Origin of the sequence: Pseudarthrobacter sp. NCCP-2145 (assembly GCF_023708005.1) — a bacterium.
Classification (GTDB): domain Bacteria; phylum Actinomycetota; class Actinomycetes; order Actinomycetales; family Micrococcaceae; genus Arthrobacter; species Arthrobacter oxydans.
In genome coordinates this window covers 1-19,963 of record NZ_BRCG01000025.1, presented here as the reverse complement: position 1 = coordinate 19,963, position 19,963 = coordinate 1, and the positions used below count along the sequence as shown (strand labels likewise).

Genomic DNA, 19,963 nt, shown 5'->3' with positions numbered 1-19,963 from the left:
AATTACTTTAGCAAACCCGGGAAAGCGTTCAGACCACCTTGTCCTCGAAGCGCGCTCCACGGTAAAGGTCCTCGAAGGTCTGCAGCGTGCCCTCGATGCTGTGGGGTTCCACCATCTGCCGGCTGGCCTGGCCCATGGCTTCACGCTGGTCGGCAGGCAGTTCCAGGACCATGGTGATCTTCTTGGCGAGGTCGTCGCTGTCGTTCGGCGTGAACAGGTAGCCGTTTTCGCCGTCGCGCACCAGGTGCGGCAGGGCCATGGCATCCGCCAGCACCACGGGAGTGGAGGCAGACATCGCCTCGAGCGTGACCAGCGACTGCAGCTCCGCTGTTCCGGGCATGCAGAACAGGTCGGCCTGGATGTAGGCCCGGCGCAGTTCCTCGTCACTCGCGAGGCCCAGGAACTTTACCCGGTCCGTCATGTGCAGCCGGCGGACCAGCTCCTCCAGGGAGGAGCGCACCTCGCCGCCGCCGACGATTTCCAGGTGGACGTTGAGTTCCGGCGGAGTCTTGCTGACGGCTTCGATGAGCACATCCACGTGCTTCTCCTCGGCCAGCCGCCCGGCAAACATCACGGTGGGGTACGGGTGGGGTTCGATCTGCTCGCCTGGCTGGAGTTCGTAGGCGGCGGAGTCAATACCGTTGGACAGCGGCAGCACCTTGCGCAGGAAGGCATGCTGGTGCATGGCCTTGGCCGCGAGCGGGGTGGGCGTGGTGACCACGTCCGCCTTGCCCATGACCTTGCCCATGTCCTTCCACGAGATCCGGCCGATAATGTCCTTGAACCACTGCGGAAACGGCAGGAACGGGTTGAGGTTCTCTGGCATGAAGTGGTTGGTGGCCACAATCCGGACGCCGCGTTTCACGGCCTCGTACAGGACATGTTCGCCGATCATGTAGTGGCTCTGGATGTGGACCACATCGGGTTTCACCCGGTCGAAGAGGAGGCTGATCTCCTTCTTGATCTCCCAGGGAAGGCAGATCCGGAAGTACTCGTGCGTGGGGACGCCGTGGGAACGCAGCCGGTGGACCGTCCCCTCGGGCCGAAACTCCGTGAAGCTCTTTCCGTTGTCCGCCCGGCAGGCCAGCACATGGACGTTGTGCCCGCGGCCGGTCATTCCCTTGGCCAGGCGGTAGCCGAACTGTGCCGCTCCGTTGATGTGGGGCGGGTAGGTGTCTGCAGCGATCAGGATGGTCAGGGGACGCTGGTCTGCGGGCGTGGTCACGTGGAGAGCTCCTGATGGTCACGGTGCGCACAGCATGGACTGGCAGCACAGTTGGCCGTTGGCGCGATGGCGCCTGGCCTCGTGGTGAATCTTGCTTGCGTAAATAACGGGCGGGATCTGGTGGTCAGTGGCTAGCGGCTCGCCCGTCCCACGGCCTTCCGCACGTCCTTCTTGCGCTTCGTGACCTCGGGATGGTGCCTGGAAAGGGCGATCACCCCAACGATAGCAAGGGAGGCAGCCGTTCCCATGGCAATGGCCATCACGGCGTGGACATCCGGCCGCAGTTCGCCGAGGATCACAATGCCGATGGCTATTCCCACCAGGGGATCAATGACGGTCAGTCCCGCGATCACCAGGTCCGGCGGACCCGACGAGTAGGCGCTCTGGACAAACCACGACCCCAGCCCGCCCGCGGCGACAAGGGCCACCACCGAATACCACTGCACGTTCAGCAGGAACAGCCCGTTCGGATCGAGCAGGTGCTTGCCGATGATCCGGGTCAGGACGGCCACGAACCCGAAGAGGACGCCGGCGCCGAGGATATAGACGAAGGCGTTGATCCGGTGCCTGAACATCACGGCCAGGGTGCCGAAGAGTCCGACGGCGAGGGCCAGCAGCAGCACGATGGTGACCTCGTCGGCGAGGGTTACGTCGTGGTTTTCCTGCGTGACGTTGACCGCCAGGAGGACGAAGAGCGCAGAGCCCGTCACGCAGGCCGCGATGGCCACCACGGTTGCCCGATTGATGGTGAGGTCCTGGTCCTTGGCATTGATGATGGTGGTGATCACCAGGGCGATCGCGCCAATGGGCTGGACAACAGTGAGCGGTGCGGACACGAGCGCCACGGCGTTCATGGCCATGCCGGCACACAGGAGCAGGAGGCCGAACACCCAGCGGGGGTTTCGAAGCAGGCGCAGGAAGCCGTTGGAGCTCAGGGCCAGGCCGCCCGTGTCGGCCTTGACGGCGCTCCCCTGGCGCTGCGCACCAAGGGCCAGGCAAAAGGCACCAAGCAGCGCAAGCCCAACTGCCAGCCATACCATCAGGCGGTCCCGTCGTCGTGGTGCGCCTGCATTCTGCCCTTTCGCAGGATGGCCCAGAAGTAGTGGTAGGCCGCGATCCAGTGGCCGACCAACCCGAGGCCCAGGACTATCCACGCGGCGACGAACAACTCAGTGGAGAATCCTGTATCCAGCCGTGAGAGGACCAGCATGGGGGTCCCCAGCAGCAGCAGGCCGGTGCGCACCTTGCCAATCACGCTCACGGGAAGGTCGGGGTGGCCACGGAAGAAAAAGAGCGTCATGGTCAGCAGGACGGCGTCCGGAACCACCAGGGCAGCCAGGTAGAGCCAATGGACGACGCCGGCAATCACCAGCGTGACAGCGACCGCTATCAGCGCCAGCCGGTCGGCGATCGGGTCCAGGACCCTGCCAAGCTTCGAGGCCTGGTCGAAGCGGCGGGCAATGTAGCCGTCAACCCAGTCGGTGCTGGCCATGACGGCGAGGACCACAACGGCGGCACCGTACTCCTTCTGGGCCAGGACAAGCCAGATGAAGAGCGGCACCCCCATGAAGCGCACCACGGTCAGCAGGTTGGGGATGGTGAACACGAGGTCGTGGTCCACCTGGGGGCGTCCGGGACGGGAGCCGGCACCAATGAACTTCACCCCGTCCCCCTTCCTTTCTGCTGCCCCTGCGAGCGTTATTGCCGTTCCCTGAACTTCTGCGGGCTGCCGAAGAGCCTGCCCGATCCGGGTGCTAGTACGTCCGGAGGAGTTTGCGCACCAGGACCAGGAAGACGGTTCCAGCGGCGATGAAGGCGGCCAGCGGCTTCCAGCGCTGTTCCAGGTCCGCGGATCCGGACAACGCCGCGAATTTCCGTCCGGCAATGTCCCTGCCGTGGCCGGCCAGGGCCTGGCCTTCGCGCAGTTTGTCCTGGGCTGTTGCCAGCAGGTACCTGCCCTGGGGCGCGACGTCCAGCTCGGTGCCGAGTTCGTCGCGCACTTCGGTGAGGTGGTGGCGGCGCTGGCTGAGCCGGCGCACCAGCTCCGGTTCGGAGGCGTGCGGGAATTCCTTCTCGTGTTCGGCGGCCTTGGCTGCCTTCTCCGCCTTGGCCTTTGCAGCCGCTTCATCCTTTGCCGCCTTCGCCGCCTTGGCTTCGGGGCTCTGCGGGTCAAGGACAGCCGGGTTGAACGCGGAGCCTTCTTTGACCACGCCGATATCGTGCTTGATGCCGCGGATGGTCTCTTCCGGCACGAGCGGCATGGCCTTCTTGAACTTCCGGACGCCAATCAGGCCGCCGATCAGGGCTATCAGCAGGAACGCCGCGGACACCAGGAGTGCGGCCAGCCAGGCCGGCATGATGGTGGCCAGTCCCATGATGGCTGCCACGATGAGGCCCACCACCAGGAAAAGGAGGAAAACAAGGGCGACGGCGAAAAAGGCAGCGGCGACTCCGACCTGGATTCCCTTGCGCTTAAGCTCGATCTTCGCGAAGGCGATTTCGTCATTGAGCTGGCGCGGCGCCAACCGGAAAAGGAGTTTAAGCGTCCTGGGCAGCGCAGTGATGCGCAATCCCTGGCTGGTACGCCCGCTGTGACGTCCGCTCATCGGTTCCGCCTTACTGGTTATGGGTCGAATCGGCTTCCGTGTGCTGCAGGAAAGTGCAGCTGCACAGTCCCCGCACCAAAACTATCATTCAGGTTCAGGGCGAACTTCGGGGCTTGCCGGGCGGCGTGGCCTACAACGCTGCAAAATTAGGCAGCGCCGGGCCTAGGATTGATCTCCGTGACCATTCCCAGCAATCCGGGCGATCTCCTGAGCCGCCGCCGGAAACTCCTGTACATCCTGCTGCTCGGCGCCCTGACGGCGCTGGGTCCGTTCACGATCGACCTTTACCTTCCCGCGTTCCCGGCCCTGGAGGCGAGCCTCGGCGTGACCGAGGCCCAGGTCCAGCTGACCCTGGCAGGCACCACCGTGGGATTCGCCATCGGCCAGCTGGTGGTTGGCCCCTTCAGCGACAGGTTCGGCCGCCGCACCCCGCTTATCCTGGCGACGGCGGTCCACATTGCAGCCTCCGTGGGCGCCGCCCTGTCCACCGACATCACCACCCTGGGCATCTTCCGCGTGCTGATGGGCGTGGGCGCTGCCGGCGGCGGCGTTGTGGCCATGGCGATGGTCCGGGACCTGTTTTCCGGGTACGCCATGGTGAAGATGTTTTCCCGCATGGCCCTGGTGAATGGCCTGGCACCCATCCTGGCGCCCGTGATCGGTTCGCAGCTGCTCCTGGTGATGGAATGGCCTGGAATCTTCGTGTTCCTTGCCGCCTACGGAACCGTGGTGATCACATCCGCCCTGTTCCTGGTCCGCGAGACCCTGCCGCCGGAAAAACGCCGGCAGAGCGGCATGACCGCCCGCCAGCGCTACCGGATCCTCTTCAGCGACAGGGTGTTTGTTGGGCTGCTGCTGGTGGCCGGGCTGAACTTTGGCGGCCTGTTCACCTACCTGTCGGCCTCCCCTTTCCTGTTCCAGGACGTTTTCGGCTTCACCCCGCAGGAGTACGGCCTGCTGTTCGGCATCAACTCGCTGGGCATTGTTGCCGGCATCCAAACCAGCTCCCGCCTCATCCGCAGGGTGCCGCCGCAGTGGATCATCGCTGCGGCCACCGCGTGGATGTTCCTGATGGCCACGCTGATCGTGGTGTTCGACCAGCTCGGGTTCGGCTTGTGGGGCGTGCTGGTTCCCCTGTGGTTCTACATCCTGGGAACGGGCTTCATGTTTCCGTGCGTGCAGGTGCTCGCCCTGGCCGGCCATGCGGGCCAGGCCGGCACTGCAGCCTCCCTGCTCGGATTCTCGACGTTCATGATGGCGGGGCTCATCTCCCCGGTGGTGGGCTGGCTGGGCATCACCAGCGCCGCCCCCATGGGCGCGGTGCAGGGAGCATGCATCCTGCTGGCCATTGCAGCCCTGTGGCTGGTGGTCCGGCCCCGTACCGTTCCGTCGATCCACTGACGCCGTGAAGAACACGCCAAAGCGCAGGCCGCACCGGAACCGCCGGGGACTTTTCCTCGGAGCGGTGATTGGCGCCGTCGTGGGCTACTTCGCCGGCCGGGCCCTGGGCAACCCTGCCATGGGCATTGTCCTGGGCATGGTTGCAGGGTCGGCGCTGTTGTACCGGGTCAACCCGGGGCCGTGGAACCGACCCTGACGCCGCCGCACCCCGGGGGCGGACGCAAAGCGCGTGGCGGGCTCGGGGTACCTGCCACCCGCACGGCGCCCGCGATAAAATAGGGTCTGTGCCCTCCTGGCAGGAACAACCGCCGCTTCCGGCCACATGGCAACGGTGCGACCACCGGATACTGCCACTGTGGTGGGAACGGCTGTGTGCCCAGGCGGGCGAACAATCGGCAGCACTCTATGCCGCGGGACTGTTTACGGAGGACCGGCGGCGGCCCATCGCCCAGTGGTTCAACCCCGCCTTCAACGCCGCGCTGCTGGTAGCCCCCGAGGCCTCCCCCGAATGGCCGGTACAGCGCTTCGGCATCTTCTACGCGCCGCCGGACACCGGAGTGGTGCGCATACACTCGGCTCCCCACGAATGGAATCCCCGCCAGCCCCGGACGTCACCCACGGAAAAGGAGGCGTTCCTGGCCGCCATTGCGGAGGCGGAGCGATTCCTGCAGGTGGAGATGGACTTCGTCTGAGGAACAAAAATCCCCGTGCCTCACAAAGGAGGAACGGGGATTTTCTATGTTGCTCCTCCTGCTGGACTTGAACCAGCAACCCTTCGATTAACAGTCGAATGCTCTGCCAATTGAGCTAAGGAGGAATGAAGCAGGTATGACATTAGCAAAGGTTTCCGGCCAATGTGAAATCGGCGTCAACCCGGGCCGGAACGGGCAGTTGCAGGCATAAAAAATCCCCGTTCCGGAGGCCGGAACGGGGATTGTGCGCTCCTCCTGCTGGACTTGAACCAGCAACCCTTCGATTAACAGTCGAATGCTCTGCCAATTGAGCTAAGGAGGAATGAAGCGGGTATTAGCCTAGCAAAGACCCCGGCTGGAAGCGAAATCGGGCCACGGCGCCGAAGGGCCCTGCTCCGGCGCCGGGACGGCTCAGGCGTCAGACCTGAGTGCCCGGCGTTCCATTTCCAGCATCATCAGTTCACGGTTGAGCCGCTGGTACGTTTCCGGATCGGCCGCAGGGTCCAGCCGCTGGAGCTGGCCCATCTTGTCCGCCTTGACCCGGGTAATTTGGAGCTCGAACAGCCGGGAGAGGATGTCCCGGCAATACTTCTGCACCGCTTCCTCGGTGCTGGCGGGCAGCGGAACAACAGCAAGCTCGGATACCAGGGGCCGCAGTGGTTCCGGAACCTCGTGCATCACATGCTCAACCCACCGGACGGGGTCGGCGGTGAGGGCGGGATCCGTGGCGCGCATGGCGTCGTGGACGGCCTGGAAGGCGGGGGTGGCGAAACGGGCGGCGGAAAAACGCTCCCAGACCCCGCCCACCAGGAGCGACGGCTCTTGCAGGGCAACCTCGAGCGCCTGCCGCTCCATGGAGGCCACGGGGTCCCGGGGGTCGGGCCGGTGGTAGGAGGGAACCGCTCCCGACGGCGGCCCTGCAGCTACGCCGGGACCGCCGGGTGGGGCTGCGGGGGCGGAGGTCCGCGGAGCGGCGGCGGGAGCCCCACCCTGGTCGCCGCGCTTGCCGGCATTTTTGACTTCCGTGGTGACCAGCCGCAGAACCTCATTCGGGTCCGGCATGCCCAGCCAGCCCGTGAGGGCCTGGCAGTAGCCGGTCCGGGTGGAGGCGTCGCGGATGGCGGCAACCACGGGCACCGAGGCTTTCAGGCCCTGGACGCGCCCCTCCACGGTGTCCAGGTTGAACTGCTTCAGGGTGGTCCGGATGGCGAACTCAAACAGGGGCCGGCGGGACTGCACCAGCGCGTGCACGGCTTCGTCTCCCCTGCTTTGCCGCAGGTCGCAGGGATCTGCGCCGGTGGGCTCCACCGCCACGTAGGTCTGGGCAGTGAAGCGCTGGTCCTCCTCGAAGGCGCGCAGCGCCGCCTTCTGCCCGGCGGCGTCGCCGTCGAAGGTGAAGATGACCTCTCCCCCGGTGCCGTCGTCGGACAGCAGGCGGCGGGCAATCTTGATGTGGTCGGTGCCGAACGCGGTCCCGCAGGTGGCTACCGCCGTCGTGATTCCTGCAAGGTGGCAGGCCATCACGTCCGTATAGCCCTCCACCACCACAAGCTGCCGGTCCTTGGCGATGCTGCGCTTGGCGAGGTCGATGCCGTACAGCACCTGGGACTTCTTGTAGAGCGCGGTCTCGGGGGTGTTGAGGTACTTGGGGCCCTGGTCGTCCTCATAGAGCTTTCGGGCACCGAAGCCGATGGTGTCCCCGGCGATGTCCCGGATGGGCCAGATAAGGCGCCCGCGGAAACGGTCGTAGATCCCCCGGTTGCCTTCGGAGAACATCCCCGTGAGTTTGAGCTCGGCGTCCGTAAATCCGCGCCCTCGGAGGTGCTTCAGCAGCGCGTCCCAGCCCTGCGGGGCGTAGCCAACGCCGAACTGCTCCGCGGCCGCCCGGTCGAACCCGCGGCCATGCAGGAAGGTGCGGGCCTCCGCGGCGCCGGGGGTCAGCAGCTGGGCCTGGAAAAACTCGTCGGCGATTTTGTGGGCGTCCAGCAGCCGCTGCCGGCGCCCCACTTCCTCGCGGTTGGGGCCGGTTCCGCCGTCCTCGTACCGCAGCTCGTAGCCGATCCGGGCTGCCAGCTTCTCCACGGCCTCCTGGAAGGAGCTGTGGTCCTGTTTCTGCACGAAGGCGATGACGTCCCCGTCCTCGCCGCAGCCAAAGCAGTGGTAGCGGCCCACCTGCGGCCGGACGGTGAAGGAGGGGGAACGTTCGTCGTGGAAGGGGCACAGGCCTTTGAAAGTCCCCAGTCCGGCGCCCTTGAGCGTGACGTACCCGTCAACCACTTCCTTGATGTCCGTGCGCTGGCGTACTTCGTCTATGTCTTCGCGTTTGATCAGGCCTGGCACAGAGCCATCCTAGTGCCGGGGCCGGACATCGGACGCGCCGGCGTAACCAGGGTCACCACAGGGACGGCAGGCTCCCTACCAGCCGTTCGTACATGGCCAGCGCCGAGCCGTCGGTCAGCGACGCCACCTGGTCGATCACGACGCGAAGGCGCGCACCGTCGTCGGGCGCGTCCCGCCAGTCCGCCGCGAACATCGGTTCCAGGTGGCGGTCCCCGGTGGCGCTCAGCGCGGTGACCAGGGCGTGGAGCACCTCCCGCTGGCGCTCGTAAATGGGCTGGCGGTGCTCGGTGGTCATCACGAACGTGGTGGCCAGGCCCTTCATCACCGCGATCTCCATGACGGTCTCGTCCGGAACCATGAGCTCGGCGTTGAACCGCGTCAGGTTCTCCGGGCCGTACACGGCGCGGGTGGTTTCCAGCGCGCTCTGGCAGAACCTGCCGATCAGCTGGCTGGTCATGTTCTTCAGGGCCGCCATGGATTTGCGGCTGCCGTCGGCCTCGCGCACCCACACGTCCGTGGCTTCGAGCCGGGCCAGCGCGGCGTCAATGGCGGCGGGATCGTTGTGCGGCAGGTACCACTGCTTGGCGTACCCCACCACCCGGGCGCGGTGGTCCGGGTTGTCCATCCAGCGCAGCTGGAAGTGCCCGGCCACGATCGCGTCCTCGACGTCGTGCACGGAATACGAAATGTCGTCCGCGAGGTCCATCACCTGGGCTTCCAGGCAGGAGCGGCGCTCCGGAGCGCCCTCCCGGATCCAGTTGAAGATCGGCAGGTCGTCCTCATAGGCGCCGAACTTGCTGGTCCGCTGGCCGTGGATCACCGGGGCTTCCAGTGCGGACCACGGATATTTGGCTGCCGCATCCAGGCTGGCCCTGGTGAGGTTCAGCCCTGCGGGCTGGCCGTCCGGCGTCAGCACCTTGGGCTCGAGCCGGGTCAGGAGCCGCAGGGTCTGGGCGTTGCCCTCGAAGCCTCCGATGGCGTGCGCCACCTCGTTGAGCGCCGATTCCCCGTTGTGGCCGAACGGCGGGTGTCCAAGGTCATGGCTGAGGCAGGCGGTGTCCACAACGTCCGGATCGCAGCCGAGGGAACGGCCCAGCTCGCGGCCCACCTGGGCAACCTCAAGGCTGTGGGTCAGGCGGGTGCGGACGAAATCATCCGTGTCAGGTGCCACCACCTGGGTTTTGGCACCCAGCCGGCGGAGCGCCGAGGAATGAAGCACTCGGGCACGGTCGCGTTCGAAATCGGAGCGGTAGACGTTCTTGGGCGGCTCCTCCACCCAGCGCGCGGAGTCGTGGGTGTCATAGCCCGGCAGGACAGGGGCAGCCGTGCGCGTTTCAGCCACCGGAAACGTCCAGTTCCGCCGCGGAGATGTCCCGCGACTGGTCGGCATTGAGGGCCCGGGACTCCAGCCAGTCCTTCGGGAGCGCCGGCCTCTTGGGTGAGCCGGCGCGGCCCCGGGGGCCTTCGGCGTCGCCGCCCGGGTAGGGCGAACCGGCGTCCAGCTCGTCCAGGGCGGCGCGCAGCTCCTCCAGGCTGCTCACCAGGGCCATCCGCGTGCGGAGTTCGCCTCCCACCACGTAGCCCTTGAAGTACCAGGCGATGTGCTTGCGGATCTCCCGCAGCGCCTTGTTCTCGTCACCAAAAGTCTCCACCATCAGTTCGGCGTGCCGGTACACGCCTTGGGCCACCTGGCCCAGATTCGGCTTGTGCCGGGTATCGCTGCCTTCGAAGGCGGCCTGGAGGTCACCGAACAGCCAGGGCCGGCCCTGGCAGCCGCGTCCCACCACAACTCCGTCGACTCCTGTTTCGCGGACCATCCGGACCGCGTCTTCCGCGGACCAGATGTCACCGTTGCCCAGCACCGGGATGTCCGGCAGGGCCTCGCGCAGGCGCGCGATGGCGGACCAGTCTGCCTGTCCGGAGTAGAACTGGGCGGCCGTCCGGCCGTGCAGGGCGACGGCGGCCACTCCGGAGTCGCGGGCGATGCGGCCGGCGTCGAGGTACGTGAGGTGGTCGTCGTCGATGCCTTTGCGCATCTTGATGGTCAGCGGGACGTTGCCCTTCGACGCTTCCCTGACGGCAGTCTGCACGATCGACGTGAAAAGGTCGATCTTCCAGGGCAGGGCCGAGCCGCCGCCCCGGCGGGTGACTTTGGGCACCGGGCAGCCGAAGTTCAGGTCGATGTGGTCCGCGCGGTCCTCTTCGACGAGCATCCGCACGGCGCTGCCCACGGTGACCGGGTCCACGCCGTACAGCTGGACGGACCGCACTTTTTCGTCGTCGTCGTGGGAAATGATCCGCAGGGACTCCGGGGTGCGCTCCACCAGGGCACGGGAGGTGACCATCTCCGCCACGTACATGCCGCCGCCGTATTCACGGCACAGACGGCGGAAGGCGGAGTTGGTGATGCCGGCCATGGGCGCCAGGATCACCGGCGTGTCCACGGTGATGGGACCCAGCTTCAGGGGCGGGAGTTCCAGCTTGGGGGCGGGAGGGGTTGCTGCAACAGTCACCTGTCCATTGTTGCAAAGCCGGGCAAATCGGGCTGCCGGACGTGCTGGCCAACCAATGTGGTCAGCCGCGGTCTGCCCGGCGTCCGCGCCTGGTGGGCGGTGTGTCCTCCGGTTCAGCGGCGGACAGGCGCGACCTGCGGGCAAGGGCTGCTGCGGCCAGCGACCCCGTGTCATCCACGCCCGGCTCCGCCTGGCTGCCTGGTTCCGTTGCCTGGGGCACCTGCGCCTCCGGGAGTCCTGCCCGGACGCCGGTGGCCTTGACCACCAGCACGGCGATCAGCGTGGTGACCGGAATGGCCAGGACCAGCCCGATGGAACCCACGAGGGTCCGGATGACTTCCTCGGACAGCTCCGCGCTGGTGAGCGTGTCAGCGAGCGGCCGGTCGTAAAGCATCACGATGATGAGGATGGGAAGGGCCGCGCCGGCGTAGGCGAACGCGATGGTGTACACGGTGGACGCAATGTGGTCCCGGCCGATCCGCATGGCCGAGGTGAAGAGTTTCCGGGCGCTGCTGCCCGGCGCCAGTTCGTACAGCTCCCACACCGCGGAGGACTGGGTGATGGTCACGTCGTTGAGGACACCCAGGCCGGAGATGATGAGCCCGCACAGGATGACGCCGGAAATGGAGATGTTGGCGGAGGTGTTCACCAGGGTGGTTGCCTCGTGGTTCCCCACCCCGGCGAGGTTCGCCGCGCCGGTTGCCCACGCCGCCAGGAGCGCCGTGATCCCCAGCCCGAACATGGTGCCCAGCAGTGCGGTGGAGGTCCGTGCCGAGAAGCCGTGGGCGAAATACAGCACCCCGATCATGATCACCGTGGATCCCACCAGGGCAAGCAGGAGCGGCGGTTTCCCTTCCACCAGCCCGGGAAGCATGAAGCTGGCCAGCACGAAGTACGCGCCGACAAGCCCGATCAGGGCGCGGAGGCCCCGCCAGCGGGCCACAGCGATCACCACCGCCGCATACAGCAGCGCCAGCAGGACGATCGGCAGGGTCCGGACGAAGTCCACGAAGATGAAGGCGGGCGAACCCTGGGAGGCGGACGCGCCCTGGGCGTTGGACAGGTTCAGGTACCGGATCTGGTCACCGGGCTTAACCCCATGGGACTTCGCGACGTCCGGGTTGATCACCACCTTGACCGGGCTTCCTCCCTTGTCCGGTTCCGTGAAGGCAAAGGTGCAGTCGGATCCCTGTTGGCTCTGCTGGCCCTGCTGGGTCTGCGCCTGGCCTCCCTGGCCCTGCTGGGCAATACCCTGCATGCAGTTTTCGGACACCACGCTTTGGATGGTGCCGGTGTCGAAGGTGACACCGGGCGCGGCGGAGTAGGGGTTGGCCAGGGAGATGCCCTCCTTGCTGCCCGAGGGCCAGAGCATCGCCATCCCTGCGAGGGTGAGCAGCGTCAGCGGAATGAGTACTGCCGCGAGGATGCGGTTTGCCTTCCGCCTGGCGGCCATCGCCTGCGGCGTTGGCTCCGAATGACCTGTGGAAGCGTGGGAGTGACCGGACCCCATCAGCTGTAGAACCTCATACATTGAACTCTACGTCCGGCACCGTAGGGTTGATAAATGGATCATCGGGGACTCGGAGGTACCAGGTATGGCCAACAGCAATACGGAGAAAAACGGCGGCTCGCGCCCTTCCGAAGCGCCCGGCGCTGCGCGGCAGGCAGTCCTCAGCGTCCGAAAATCCTCAGGTCCCACCCGGGGAGTGGCCCTGGTCCTGCACGGGGGCAAATCCCAAAGCCGTGAGCCGGTGGAGGCCAGGCACCTGAGTCCGGCACGGATGGTGCCTTTCGCCTGGCATCTTCACCGCGCCGGGCGGACGCACGGGCTGGCTGTGTGGTCGCTCCGCAACAGCGTTCGCGGCTGGAATGGCCAGGACATGTCTCCGCTGCAGGACGCCCGCTGGGCACTCGCCCGGATCCGGGAACAGCACCCGGATGTGCCCGTGTTCCTGGTAGGCCATTCCATGGGCGGGCTCACGGCTGTGATCGCCGCGGACCATCCAGGTGTGGAGGCCGTCGTCGCCCTTGCCCCCTGGCTCAACCCCGCAACACCCACATCCGGCGTGGCCAACCGCAAGGTGCTCATTGTGCACGGAACCACGGACAGGTGGACCAGCGCCTCGGCGTCCCTGCTGTTCGCCCGGCGTGCCTCTGCCGAGGCCGCCAGCATGCAGTACGTTGCCCTCAAGGGCGCCGGCCACTTCATGCTCCGCAAGATCGGGGTGTGGCAGACGCTGACCACCGGCTTTGTGATGAAGGCTTTCGCCGAAAGCATCGGGGCCGAGCTTCCCCTGCCGGCGGAGTACACCAGGCTGCTGTCGGAAGCAGCGGTCCAGGTGACCCTGTAGGAGGTTCCATGGCCTGGCGCCCCGCACCCAATGACCTCTTCTACCGCGTCATCGTCCGCAGCGGGCTCCTGCTCCGGTGGGCCTTCCGGATCCGGATCATCAGCAGTGGAACGGAACACCTGCCGCCTGCGGGACCACGGACGGGGAAGTCCAGGACCGTAGTACCGGGCAGCGGCGCCGTTTTCGCCGTGACGCACTTTGGCTACGTCGATTTCGCCGCCGCCGAACTAATGCTGTGGAAACACTCCCGCGGGAAGCTTCGGTTCCTGGTCCACCAGGGCGCTGCCGATCACTGGCTCGCCGGGCCCGCCATCAGCGCCGCCGGCCACGTGGTGGTTGGGTACACCGGCCGTGCAGACGCCTATGAGGCGGCGGTGGCCAAGCTGCGTGCCGGCGAATACCTTGGCGTGTTCCCCGAGGCGGGCGTAAGCCGCAGCTTCACCGTGCGCGAGTGCAGGACCGGAGCAGTCCGGATGGCGGCCGAAGCCGGCGTCCCTGTCATCCCCGTGGCGGTGTGGGGCGCCCACCGGATCCTCACCCGCGGCCGCGGCTTCTCGGCCGGAAGGACATGGCGCGCACCCGTGCGGATCCATGTGGGTGAGCCGCTGGTGTTCGCGCCGGGGGACGATGCCGGCGCCGGCACAGCGGAACTCCGCGCCCGGCTCCAGGACGGGATCGGGACGTGCATCGCCGATTTTCCCCTGCTCCCGGAGCCCGGCGCCTGGTGGATGCCCGCGCACCTGGGCGGCAGCGCCCCGACTGAACCCGAGCGGCAGCTGCTCGACGCGCAGGACGCCGCGAAGGGCCGCCGTGGTCCCCGCCCAGCCAGGTAGCAGCAGATGTCGTCATGGAGCTCCATCACGACATCTGCTGCGACGCGGTTGCGCAGCGGCGCCTAGTCTGAAACCACCAGGGTTTCCGCGCCCGCCTGCCGCGCCTTGCCGTTTTCGAGCAGGGGTTCGACGGCGGCACGGAGGGCAGTCATGGAATCGTCCAGTTCCAGCATGACCGGGTGCTGGTACGCGATCAGCGAGAGCATGTCGCGCACGGCTTCCGCGGCGTCGTCCGCGGCGAGGGCGGGCTCGTGGCCGACGAAGACGTCCGTGGGCGTTTCCGCCCCGGCATCCTCCTGGCCAGGTGCCGCGTCCGGATTGGCCGGCGCCGCGTAGCTCACGGCGAAGGCCCGGATCCGGCCCTTCCTGCTGGGTGCAACGCCTGCCCCGAAAGCCGACTCAGGCTGGGCGCGCAGCACGATTGCCCCGTGGGCGCCGGTGAGGTCGTCCAGGAACAGCTTCTGCACCTGGCCCATGGACAGGACGCCCGGCGAGTCCCAGCCGTGGATGGAGGTGTAGTACCTGCCCACCACGTCGGTCAGTTCCACGGAGCCCGTGGCCAGGTCCATCACCACGTCGGAGCCCGCGTTCTCGTCGTTGGCCGGTCCGCCGCCGTCGTCCTTGGCCGGGAAGACCGGCAGCCGCAGGGCTCCCGGTTCAATGACCACCAGCCGGGAACGCTGGATGGGTTCCAGCTCGAAGGCCTCTGCGAAGGCGGCACCCGCGGTGCCCGGCTCCACCTTGGCGCGGAGCCTGGTAACGCCCGACGGCGAGTGTTCAGCTTCGCGGCGCAGCATCGCCAGGAGCGTGGCACCAATCCCGGCGCGCCGGTGGTCCCGTGCCACCTCGATGTAGGCCCAGAGCCGTTCGGGATGCAGGGAAGCTTCGTAGACGACGCCGGCGCCAACCGGAATCCCGACGCCGTCGATCACGTCCTCGGCCACGATGCAGCGCCGCCACGGCGTGCCGTTGGTCCCGGCGGAAGAAAGCGCCAGCGCGCCACGGAACTGGCGGGCCTGGTGGGTTTCCGGGTCGCCCCAGATTTCCAGCAGGGCAAGATCGTCACCTTCCCGCCATTCGCGGTATTCGATGGCCATGCTAGGCGCCGATCAGGCGTGCGGCCAGGTAGCCCTCCACCTTGTCCAGGGAGACGCGCTCCTGGCTCATGGTGTCCCGCTCGCGGATGGTCACGGCCTGGTCCTCGAGGGTGTCGAAGTCCACGGTGATGCAGAACGGGGTGCCGATTTCGTCCTGGCGGCGGTAGCGGCGGCCGATGGCGCCGGCGTCGTCGAAGTCGATGTTCCAGTTCTTGCGCAGCTGGGCGCCGAGGTCCTTGGCTTTCGGGGACAGGTCCTCGTTGCGGCTCAGCGGCAGGACGGCGGCCTTGACCGGCGCCAGGCGCGGATCCAGCTTCAGGACGGTGCGGACGTCCACGCCGCCCTTGGCGTTGGGGGCCTCGTCCTCGGTGTAGGCGTCCACCAGGAACGCCATGAAGGAGCGGGTCAGGCCTGCGGCGGGTTCGATCACGTACGGGGTGTAGCGCTCGTTGGTGGCCTGGTTAAAGTAGCTCAGGTCCGTGCCGGAGGCCTTGGCGTGGGTGGAGAGGTCAAAGTCGGTACGGTTGGCGATTCCCTCCAGCTCGCCCCACTCGGAGCCCTGGAAACCGAAGCGGTACTCAATGTCCGTGGTGCCCTTGGAGTAGTGGCTCAGCTTTTCCTGCGGGTGCTCGAAGAAGCGCAGGTTTTCCTCGCGGATACCCAGGCCGGTGTACCAGGCCATGCGCTCCTTCATCCAGTACTGGTGCCATTCCTCATCCGTGCCGGGCTCGACGAAGAACTCCATTTCCATCTGCTCGAACTCGCGGGTGCGGAAAATGAAGTTGCCCGGGGTGATTTCGTTGCGGAAGGACTTGCCGATCTGGCCGATGCCGAACGGCGGCTTCTTCCGGGAGGTGGTGAGCACGTTGTTGAAGTTCACGAAGATGCCCTGTGCTGTTTCGGGGCGCAGGTAGTGCAGGCCCTCTTCGCTGGCAACGGGACCCAGGTAGGTTTTGAGCAGGCCGGAGAATTCCTGCGGCTCGGTCCATTCGCCCCGGGTGCCGCAGTTGGCGCAGGCGATGTCCTTGAGGCCGTTCTCGGCGGGGCGGCCCTTCTTTTCCTCGTACTCTTCCTCGAGGTGGTCCGCGCGGTAGCGCTTGTGGCAGGAGAGGCACTCCACCAGTGGATCGGAAAAGACCTCCACGTGGCCGGAAGCTTCCCAGACCTGGCGGGGCAGGATGACGGACGAATCCAGGCCCACCACGTCCTCGCGGCCGCGGACCATGGACTGCCACCACTGGCGCTTGATGTTTTCCTTCAGTTCGGCGCCGAGGGGCCCGTAGTCCCAGGCAGAGCGCGAACCTCCGTAAATCTCACCGGCCTGGAACACGAATCCCCTGCGCTTGGAGAGGGAGATGACCTGGTCGAGTACGGATTTTGCTGCCATGGGGGTAACTCCAATTTCTACAGGGCCGCTGGGTGCGGTCCGCGGTTTCTGGCCCCGGCGAAGCCAGCGGCGGGATACCTCTGGCTGCACGGCGGGGCGGATGAAGGGTAATGCGAAAAGCTGCGTGTACCAGCCTACCGGCCGCTACCTGCCCGGATGTTACCTGCGCAGGCGTTATCTGCGCAGGTGTTATCTGCGGAGCGCGCCCCGGGGCCAGGGCAGGGTGGCCAGGATGATGGCGGCGAGGGTAAGGATTGTGCCGAGGACCGTGGCCGGAGCCACGATTGTTCCCGGAGCCGGCAGGACCACGTCGAGGGCGAGCGAGCCCAGCAGCTGCCCGGCGATCATGCCCAGCCCGGTGACCAGCACGCCCAGGCTCCGGACCAGCAGCGCGCCGAGGCCGATAAACACGCATCCCATGGGGCCGCCAAGGTAGTACCACCATTCGGCGGGCAGCGGGTTCCCCGGTCCGGCCACGGAGACTTTGACCGCGTAGGCCGTCCACAGCACAACGGAGCCGGCAACGAAATTCACCAGGGTGGCCGCGATGGGCGTGCCGTAGTGGACAGTGGCCGTCCCGTTCATGGCCTGTTGGAAGCTCATCAGGAACCCCGCCGCCACCGGCAGGAGGAGTGGAACCAGGAGCGCCGCGGGGCCGTCCGGCCCTGCGCCGCCGTCCGCCATTCCCGGCGTGCCGCCTGCTGCCGCGAACCGGGGTGACACAGCCCAGGCGACGGCGGCGATGGTCAGGAGGCATCCGATGACCCGGATGGCAGTCACCGACTTCCGGCCGGCCGGTCCAATTCCGAGCTTGTCCACCAGCAGGCCGCTGACGGTCTGGCCGGTGACTGTTGCCACTGTGAAGAGGGCGACCCCAAGGATGCCCACCGTGAAGGACTGCGCGAAGACGAACAGGGCACCGATGCCGCCGGCCAGCACATAGATGCGCGGAAAGGCCCGGCTGCGGACCGCGGGCAGGATCCGTGCAAGGCCGGCCCGGCCGCGCGGCAGGAGCAGCGAGATCAGGATCATCACCACCAGCCCAGTGCTGAAGCTCACCACCGCGGCGGCGATGCCGTCATTGAGGCGGGTGCCGAGGGCCCCGTTAATCCGGCCCTGGACGGGAATGGCGAGGCCCGCGCCCACCGCGAGTGGAAGGCCTGCGAGCAGCGGCAGGCGGGGGCTGGAAGTCATTGAATCAACCCTACGTCAGGCATCATTGCCTGTATGAGCAATGTTGAAGAGATCACCATCCGCGACAGCATGATCCGCCTTGGCCAGCTGCTGAAGCTCGCCAATCTGGTGGAGGACGGTGTTGAGGCGGCGGAGCTCATCAAGAACGGGCTCGTCAAAGTCAACGGGGAGATCGATGACCGCCGCGGCCGGCAGCTGCACAATGGCGACACCGTGACGGTGAACGGCCAGACCGTTAAGGTCGTCGCGCCGGAGGCCTGACCGCCGCCCCAGGGCAGGCAGGCCGCCGGCGGCGGGGTCGGCCAGAGCGGACGCTCGCCGTCGTACCTTCTATTTCTTCAGGACCTCATGCGTGAGGAACTCGCCCACATGCCCGATCTCCTGCTGGTTGATCCCGTGCCACATGCCTGTGTAGAGGACCTTGGTGAGCTTGACGTGCTTGCGGACCCAGGCCATGGTGAAGTCGATCTTGTCCGGGGTGATCACGGGGTCCTGCTGGTCCCGGCCCCAGAACATGGGCACGGTGCCGTCCAGCTCGCTGTCCCGGAAGCTGGGATCGTCGCCGGCGTCCACCACGAAGCCTGAGAGTCCGACGACGGCGGCGAAGTCGGTGGGCCGCTGCCGCAGGAGCGTGGTGGCCATGGCCATGCCCATCGAGAAACCAAGCAGGGTTACCGACGGGTGCCCCACCCGGATGGCGTCGATCCACTCGAGCACGTAGGCCGATGCTTCCTTGACGCGGTCCAGGGAGTAGTCGATGGACGCGGTGAGCGGAAACCAGGTGAAGCCCGGGCCCATGGCGATGGGGGCGCGGACGGACGCGACGGCAAAGTCGCCGGGCAACATGTCGGCCAGGCTCAGCAGGTCCTGTTCGTTCGCGCCGTAGCCGTGCAGGAGCACCAGCAGGGGTTTGCCATCACGCTGGTCCTCCGGATGGGACCACAGGACAACAGGGGCAGGAAATACTTCGGCGTCAGTCATGGTTTCCATTCATACCAGTTACCCACAGGTAACTACCTACGTTGGCGTAGCCAGGGAAGCGAAAGGCAGGATAGGACCGTGAGTGACACAAGCGCCATCGAGACCCCGTCCATGACCGCCGGCTCCCACCCTTGGAGCCGTTATGTGGCCATGGGTGACTCCTTTACCGAAGGCATCGGGGACCCCGAGCCCTCAAGCCCGGGCGGGTTCCGCGGCTGGGCTGACCGCGTTGCCGAGGAACTGGGCCGGACCCAGCCGGATTTCGCCTATGCCAACCTCGCCGTCCGCGGCCGGCTGCTGCAGCAGATCGTGGACCAGCAGCTCGCCCCGTGCCTTGCGCTGAAGCCTGACCTGGTCACCCTGTCCGCGGGCGGAAACGACCTGCTGCGGAGGGGCGGGGATCCCGATGTCCTCGCCGCGAAGCTCGATTCGGTGGTCCAGATCCTGACGATGGGCGGCGCCACAGTGGTGCTGTTCAACGGCCCGGACACCGGCACGTCCGTGCTCGGCAGGATCCGCAGCAAGGTTGCCATCTACAACGAGAACCTGCGGACTGTCGCCGCCCGGCACGACGCCGTCATTGCGGACATGTGGTCCCTCCGCCAGCTCAGCGATCCCCGGATGTGGGACGAGGACCGGCTTCACTTCTCGCCCCTGGGCCACCACACCATTGCCGCCATGGTGCTGGATTCGCTGAACGTGGAGCACACCCTGCAGCCCCTCCAGCCCAAGCCGTTCCCGCCCCGGAGCTGGCGGGAGGCCCGCTCGGGCGACCTGGTGTGGGCCCGCCAGTACTTTGTGCCGTGGGTGCTGCGCCGGCTGCGCAACCAGTCGTCCGGGGACGGCATTACGGCAAAACGGCCGACGCCGGGTCCCGTCTTTGGTCCGGGCGTTCCGCTGGGATCCGGCGAGGGTCCGCTGGGGTCGGCAGCCGGCAGCCGGAACTGAGCCCGGTGTTAACGCCCCGGGGTTAAGCTGGAGGGACACACACGAGAGGCTTAGCACCGTGAGCAACCTGTTTTTCTGGATCATCATCCTGTCATTCGTGATTCCGATGGCCATGCGGATGTACCGGAAGTCTGTAGCCCGCCGGGACCAGCAGCAAACCTTCTCGGGACGGTACCCGGACCAGTTCCCGGGTTCCGGGCAGTTCCCCGGTTCCAGCGGCCCGCAGAGCAAGCAGCCCCGTGACGGCTTTACCCAGCAGGACTACCTCGCGGGAGGCTTCCGCCAGATCGGGCAGCCGGCGCCGCTCCCGCCCAGCCAGCCTTTGCCCCCGATCCAGCCCATCCCGCCGGTCCCGCCCGCGGACCGGCGGGATGGGCTGGATCGGGGGCAAAGGC

General features: G+C 66.9%; 19 protein-coding genes, 2 tRNA genes and 1 pseudogene. 8 read left to right on the top strand and 14 right to left on the bottom strand.

Going from position 1 to position 19,963, the window contains the following annotated elements; genetic code table 11:
• Positions 1-28: 28 nt before the first annotated feature.
• From NFU08_RS18025 to NFU08_RS18010, 4 genes are all read right to left on the bottom strand, one after another.
• Positions 29-1,225, bottom strand: coding sequence for a glycosyltransferase (locus NFU08_RS18025; RefSeq protein ID WP_174178874.1), 1,197 nt, complete (start codon positions 1,223-1,225; stop codon positions 29-31).
• Between the two features lie 131 nt (positions 1,226-1,356).
• Positions 1,357-2,265 (bottom strand): DMT family transporter, encoded by a 909-nt coding sequence (locus tag NFU08_RS18020; RefSeq protein ID WP_251425096.1) that lies wholly within the window; start codon positions 2,263-2,265, stop codon positions 1,357-1,359.
• Positions 2,265-2,888: a CDP-alcohol phosphatidyltransferase family protein gene (locus tag NFU08_RS18015; RefSeq protein ID WP_251425093.1), complete on the bottom strand. Its 624-nt coding sequence runs from the start codon at positions 2,886-2,888 to the stop codon at positions 2,265-2,267. Before NFU08_RS18015 ends, NFU08_RS18020 begins: the two co-directional genes overlap by 1 nt.
• 91 nt (positions 2,889-2,979) lie before the next feature.
• Positions 2,980-3,831, bottom strand: a complete 852-nt coding sequence (locus NFU08_RS18010; RefSeq protein ID WP_174178880.1) for a phage holin family protein — start codon at positions 3,829-3,831, stop codon at positions 2,980-2,982.
• A gap of 177 nt (positions 3,832-4,008) precedes the next feature.
• Between NFU08_RS18010 and NFU08_RS18005 the strand changes: the two genes are divergently transcribed.
• The 3 genes from NFU08_RS18005 (at position 4,009) to NFU08_RS17995 (ending at position 5,924) form a co-directional block, all read left to right on the top strand.
• Entirely contained in the window at positions 4,009-5,232 is a 1,224-nt protein-coding gene (locus NFU08_RS18005; RefSeq protein ID WP_174178882.1) for a multidrug effflux MFS transporter, read from the top strand.
• Between the two features lie 4 nt (positions 5,233-5,236).
• Positions 5,237-5,428 (top strand): hypothetical protein, encoded by a 192-nt coding sequence (locus tag NFU08_RS18000; RefSeq protein ID WP_174178884.1) that lies wholly within the window; start codon positions 5,237-5,239, stop codon positions 5,426-5,428.
• 88 nt (positions 5,429-5,516) lie between these two features.
• The gene (locus NFU08_RS17995) at positions 5,517-5,924 is read left to right on the top strand and encodes a hypothetical protein (protein ID WP_174178886.1); all 408 of its coding nucleotides are present in this window, start codon (positions 5,517-5,519) and stop codon (positions 5,922-5,924) included.
• 52 nt (positions 5,925-5,976) lie between these two features.
• Here the strand turns inward: NFU08_RS17995 and NFU08_RS17990 are convergent.
• The 6 genes from NFU08_RS17990 to NFU08_RS17965 form a co-directional block, all read right to left on the bottom strand.
• Positions 5,977-6,049 (bottom strand) — tRNA-Asn (locus NFU08_RS17990).
• A gap of 124 nt (positions 6,050-6,173) precedes the next feature.
• Positions 6,174-6,246 (bottom strand) — tRNA-Asn (locus tag NFU08_RS17985).
• A gap of 89 nt (positions 6,247-6,335) precedes the next feature.
• Entirely contained in the window at positions 6,336-8,264 is a 1,929-nt protein-coding gene (gene dnaG, locus NFU08_RS17980) for a DNA primase (protein WP_174178889.1), read from the bottom strand.
• Between the two features lie 52 nt (positions 8,265-8,316).
• Positions 8,317-9,606, bottom strand: coding sequence for a deoxyguanosinetriphosphate triphosphohydrolase (locus tag NFU08_RS17975; RefSeq protein WP_104185250.1), 1,290 nt, complete (start codon positions 9,604-9,606; stop codon positions 8,317-8,319).
• Positions 9,599-10,777: a tRNA dihydrouridine synthase DusB gene (gene dusB / locus NFU08_RS17970; protein ID WP_251425090.1), complete on the bottom strand. Its 1,179-nt coding sequence runs from the start codon at positions 10,775-10,777 to the stop codon at positions 9,599-9,601. Before dusB ends, NFU08_RS17975 begins: the two co-directional genes overlap by 8 nt.
• A gap of 61 nt (positions 10,778-10,838) precedes the next feature.
• Positions 10,839-12,230, bottom strand: a complete 1,392-nt coding sequence (locus tag NFU08_RS17965) for a YibE/F family protein (protein ID WP_251425145.1) — start codon at positions 12,228-12,230, stop codon at positions 10,839-10,841.
• A 142-nt stretch (positions 12,231-12,372) separates the two neighbouring features.
• Between NFU08_RS17965 and NFU08_RS17960 the strand changes: the two genes are divergently transcribed.
• Both NFU08_RS17960 and NFU08_RS17955 read left to right on the top strand, forming a co-directional pair.
• On the top strand, positions 12,373-13,128 hold the full coding sequence (locus NFU08_RS17960; protein ID WP_251425087.1) for an alpha/beta hydrolase: 756 nt from the start codon (positions 12,373-12,375) through the stop codon (positions 13,126-13,128).
• Between the two features lie 8 nt (positions 13,129-13,136).
• A complete protein-coding gene (locus NFU08_RS17955; protein ID WP_251425083.1) occupies positions 13,137-13,961 on the top strand; it encodes a 1-acyl-sn-glycerol-3-phosphate acyltransferase in 825 nt (274 codons plus the stop codon).
• Positions 13,962-14,023: 62 nt separating this feature from the next.
• Here the strand turns inward: NFU08_RS17955 and NFU08_RS17950 are convergent, their stop codons facing one another.
• The 3 genes from NFU08_RS17950 to NFU08_RS17940 form a co-directional block, all read right to left on the bottom strand.
• A complete protein-coding gene (locus NFU08_RS17950) occupies positions 14,024-15,058 on the bottom strand; it encodes a GNAT family N-acetyltransferase (protein ID WP_251425080.1) in 1,035 nt (344 codons plus the stop codon).
• A gap of 1 nt (position 15,059) precedes the next feature.
• Entirely contained in the window at positions 15,060-16,445 is a 1,386-nt protein-coding gene (locus NFU08_RS17945; RefSeq protein WP_104185255.1) for a glycine--tRNA ligase, read from the bottom strand.
• A gap of 189 nt (positions 16,446-16,634) precedes the next feature.
• Complete coding sequence (locus tag NFU08_RS17940; protein WP_251425077.1) at positions 16,635-17,639, bottom strand: DMT family transporter; 1,005 nt, start codon at positions 17,637-17,639, stop codon at positions 16,635-16,637.
• A gap of 33 nt (positions 17,640-17,672) precedes the next feature.
• On the opposite strand from NFU08_RS17940, the gene NFU08_RS17935 reads away from it, so the two are divergent.
• Positions 17,673-17,900, top strand: a complete 228-nt coding sequence (locus NFU08_RS17935; protein WP_174178903.1) for an RNA-binding S4 domain-containing protein — start codon at positions 17,673-17,675, stop codon at positions 17,898-17,900.
• 69 nt (positions 17,901-17,969) lie between these two features.
• On the opposite strand, the gene NFU08_RS17930 is transcribed toward NFU08_RS17935, so the two are convergent.
• The gene (locus NFU08_RS17930; RefSeq protein WP_174178922.1) at positions 17,970-18,620 is read right to left on the bottom strand and encodes an alpha/beta hydrolase; all 651 of its coding nucleotides are present in this window, start codon (positions 18,618-18,620) and stop codon (positions 17,970-17,972) included.
• Between the two features lie 78 nt (positions 18,621-18,698).
• On the opposite strand from NFU08_RS17930, the gene NFU08_RS17925 reads away from it, so the two are divergent.
• Positions 18,699-19,568: an SGNH/GDSL hydrolase family protein gene (locus NFU08_RS17925; RefSeq protein WP_397426133.1), complete on the top strand. Its 870-nt coding sequence runs from the start codon at positions 18,699-18,701 to the stop codon at positions 19,566-19,568.
• Positions 19,569-19,626: 58 nt separating this feature from the next.
• A pseudogene (locus NFU08_RS17920) lies at positions 19,627-19,963 on the top strand (hypothetical protein); the annotation flags it as partial.

Bases quoted from the DNA above. Each gene is read 5' to 3' on its own strand.
- NFU08_RS18020 (WP_251425096.1), bottom strand. From the start codon at position 2,265: ATGGTATGGCTGGCAGTTGGGCTTGCGCTGCTTGGTGCCTTTTGCCTG.
- NFU08_RS18010 (WP_174178880.1), bottom strand. From the start codon at position 3,831: ATGAGCGGACGTCACAGCGGGCGTACCAGCCAGGGATTGCGCATCACT.
- NFU08_RS17965 (WP_251425145.1), bottom strand. From the start codon at position 12,230: ATGGCCGCCAGGCGGAAGGCAAACCGCATCCTCGCGGCAGTACTCATT.
- NFU08_RS17960 (WP_251425087.1), top strand. From the start codon at position 12,373: ATGGCCAACAGCAATACGGAGAAAAACGGCGGCTCGCGCCCTTCCGAA.
- NFU08_RS17955 (WP_251425083.1), top strand. From the start codon at position 13,137: ATGGCCTGGCGCCCCGCACCCAATGACCTCTTCTACCGCGTCATCGTC.
- NFU08_RS17950 (WP_251425080.1), bottom strand. From the start codon at position 15,058: ATGGCCATCGAATACCGCGAATGGCGGGAAGGTGACGATCTTGCCCTG.
- NFU08_RS17945 (WP_104185255.1), bottom strand. From the start codon at position 16,445: ATGGCAGCAAAATCCGTACTCGACCAGGTCATCTCCCTCTCCAAGCGC.
- NFU08_RS17940 (WP_251425077.1), bottom strand. From the start codon at position 17,639: ATGACTTCCAGCCCCCGCCTGCCGCTGCTCGCAGGCCTTCCACTCGCG.
- NFU08_RS17935 (WP_174178903.1), top strand. From the start codon at position 17,673: ATGAGCAATGTTGAAGAGATCACCATCCGCGACAGCATGATCCGCCTT.
- NFU08_RS17930 (WP_174178922.1), bottom strand. From the start codon at position 18,620: ATGACTGACGCCGAAGTATTTCCTGCCCCTGTTGTCCTGTGGTCCCAT.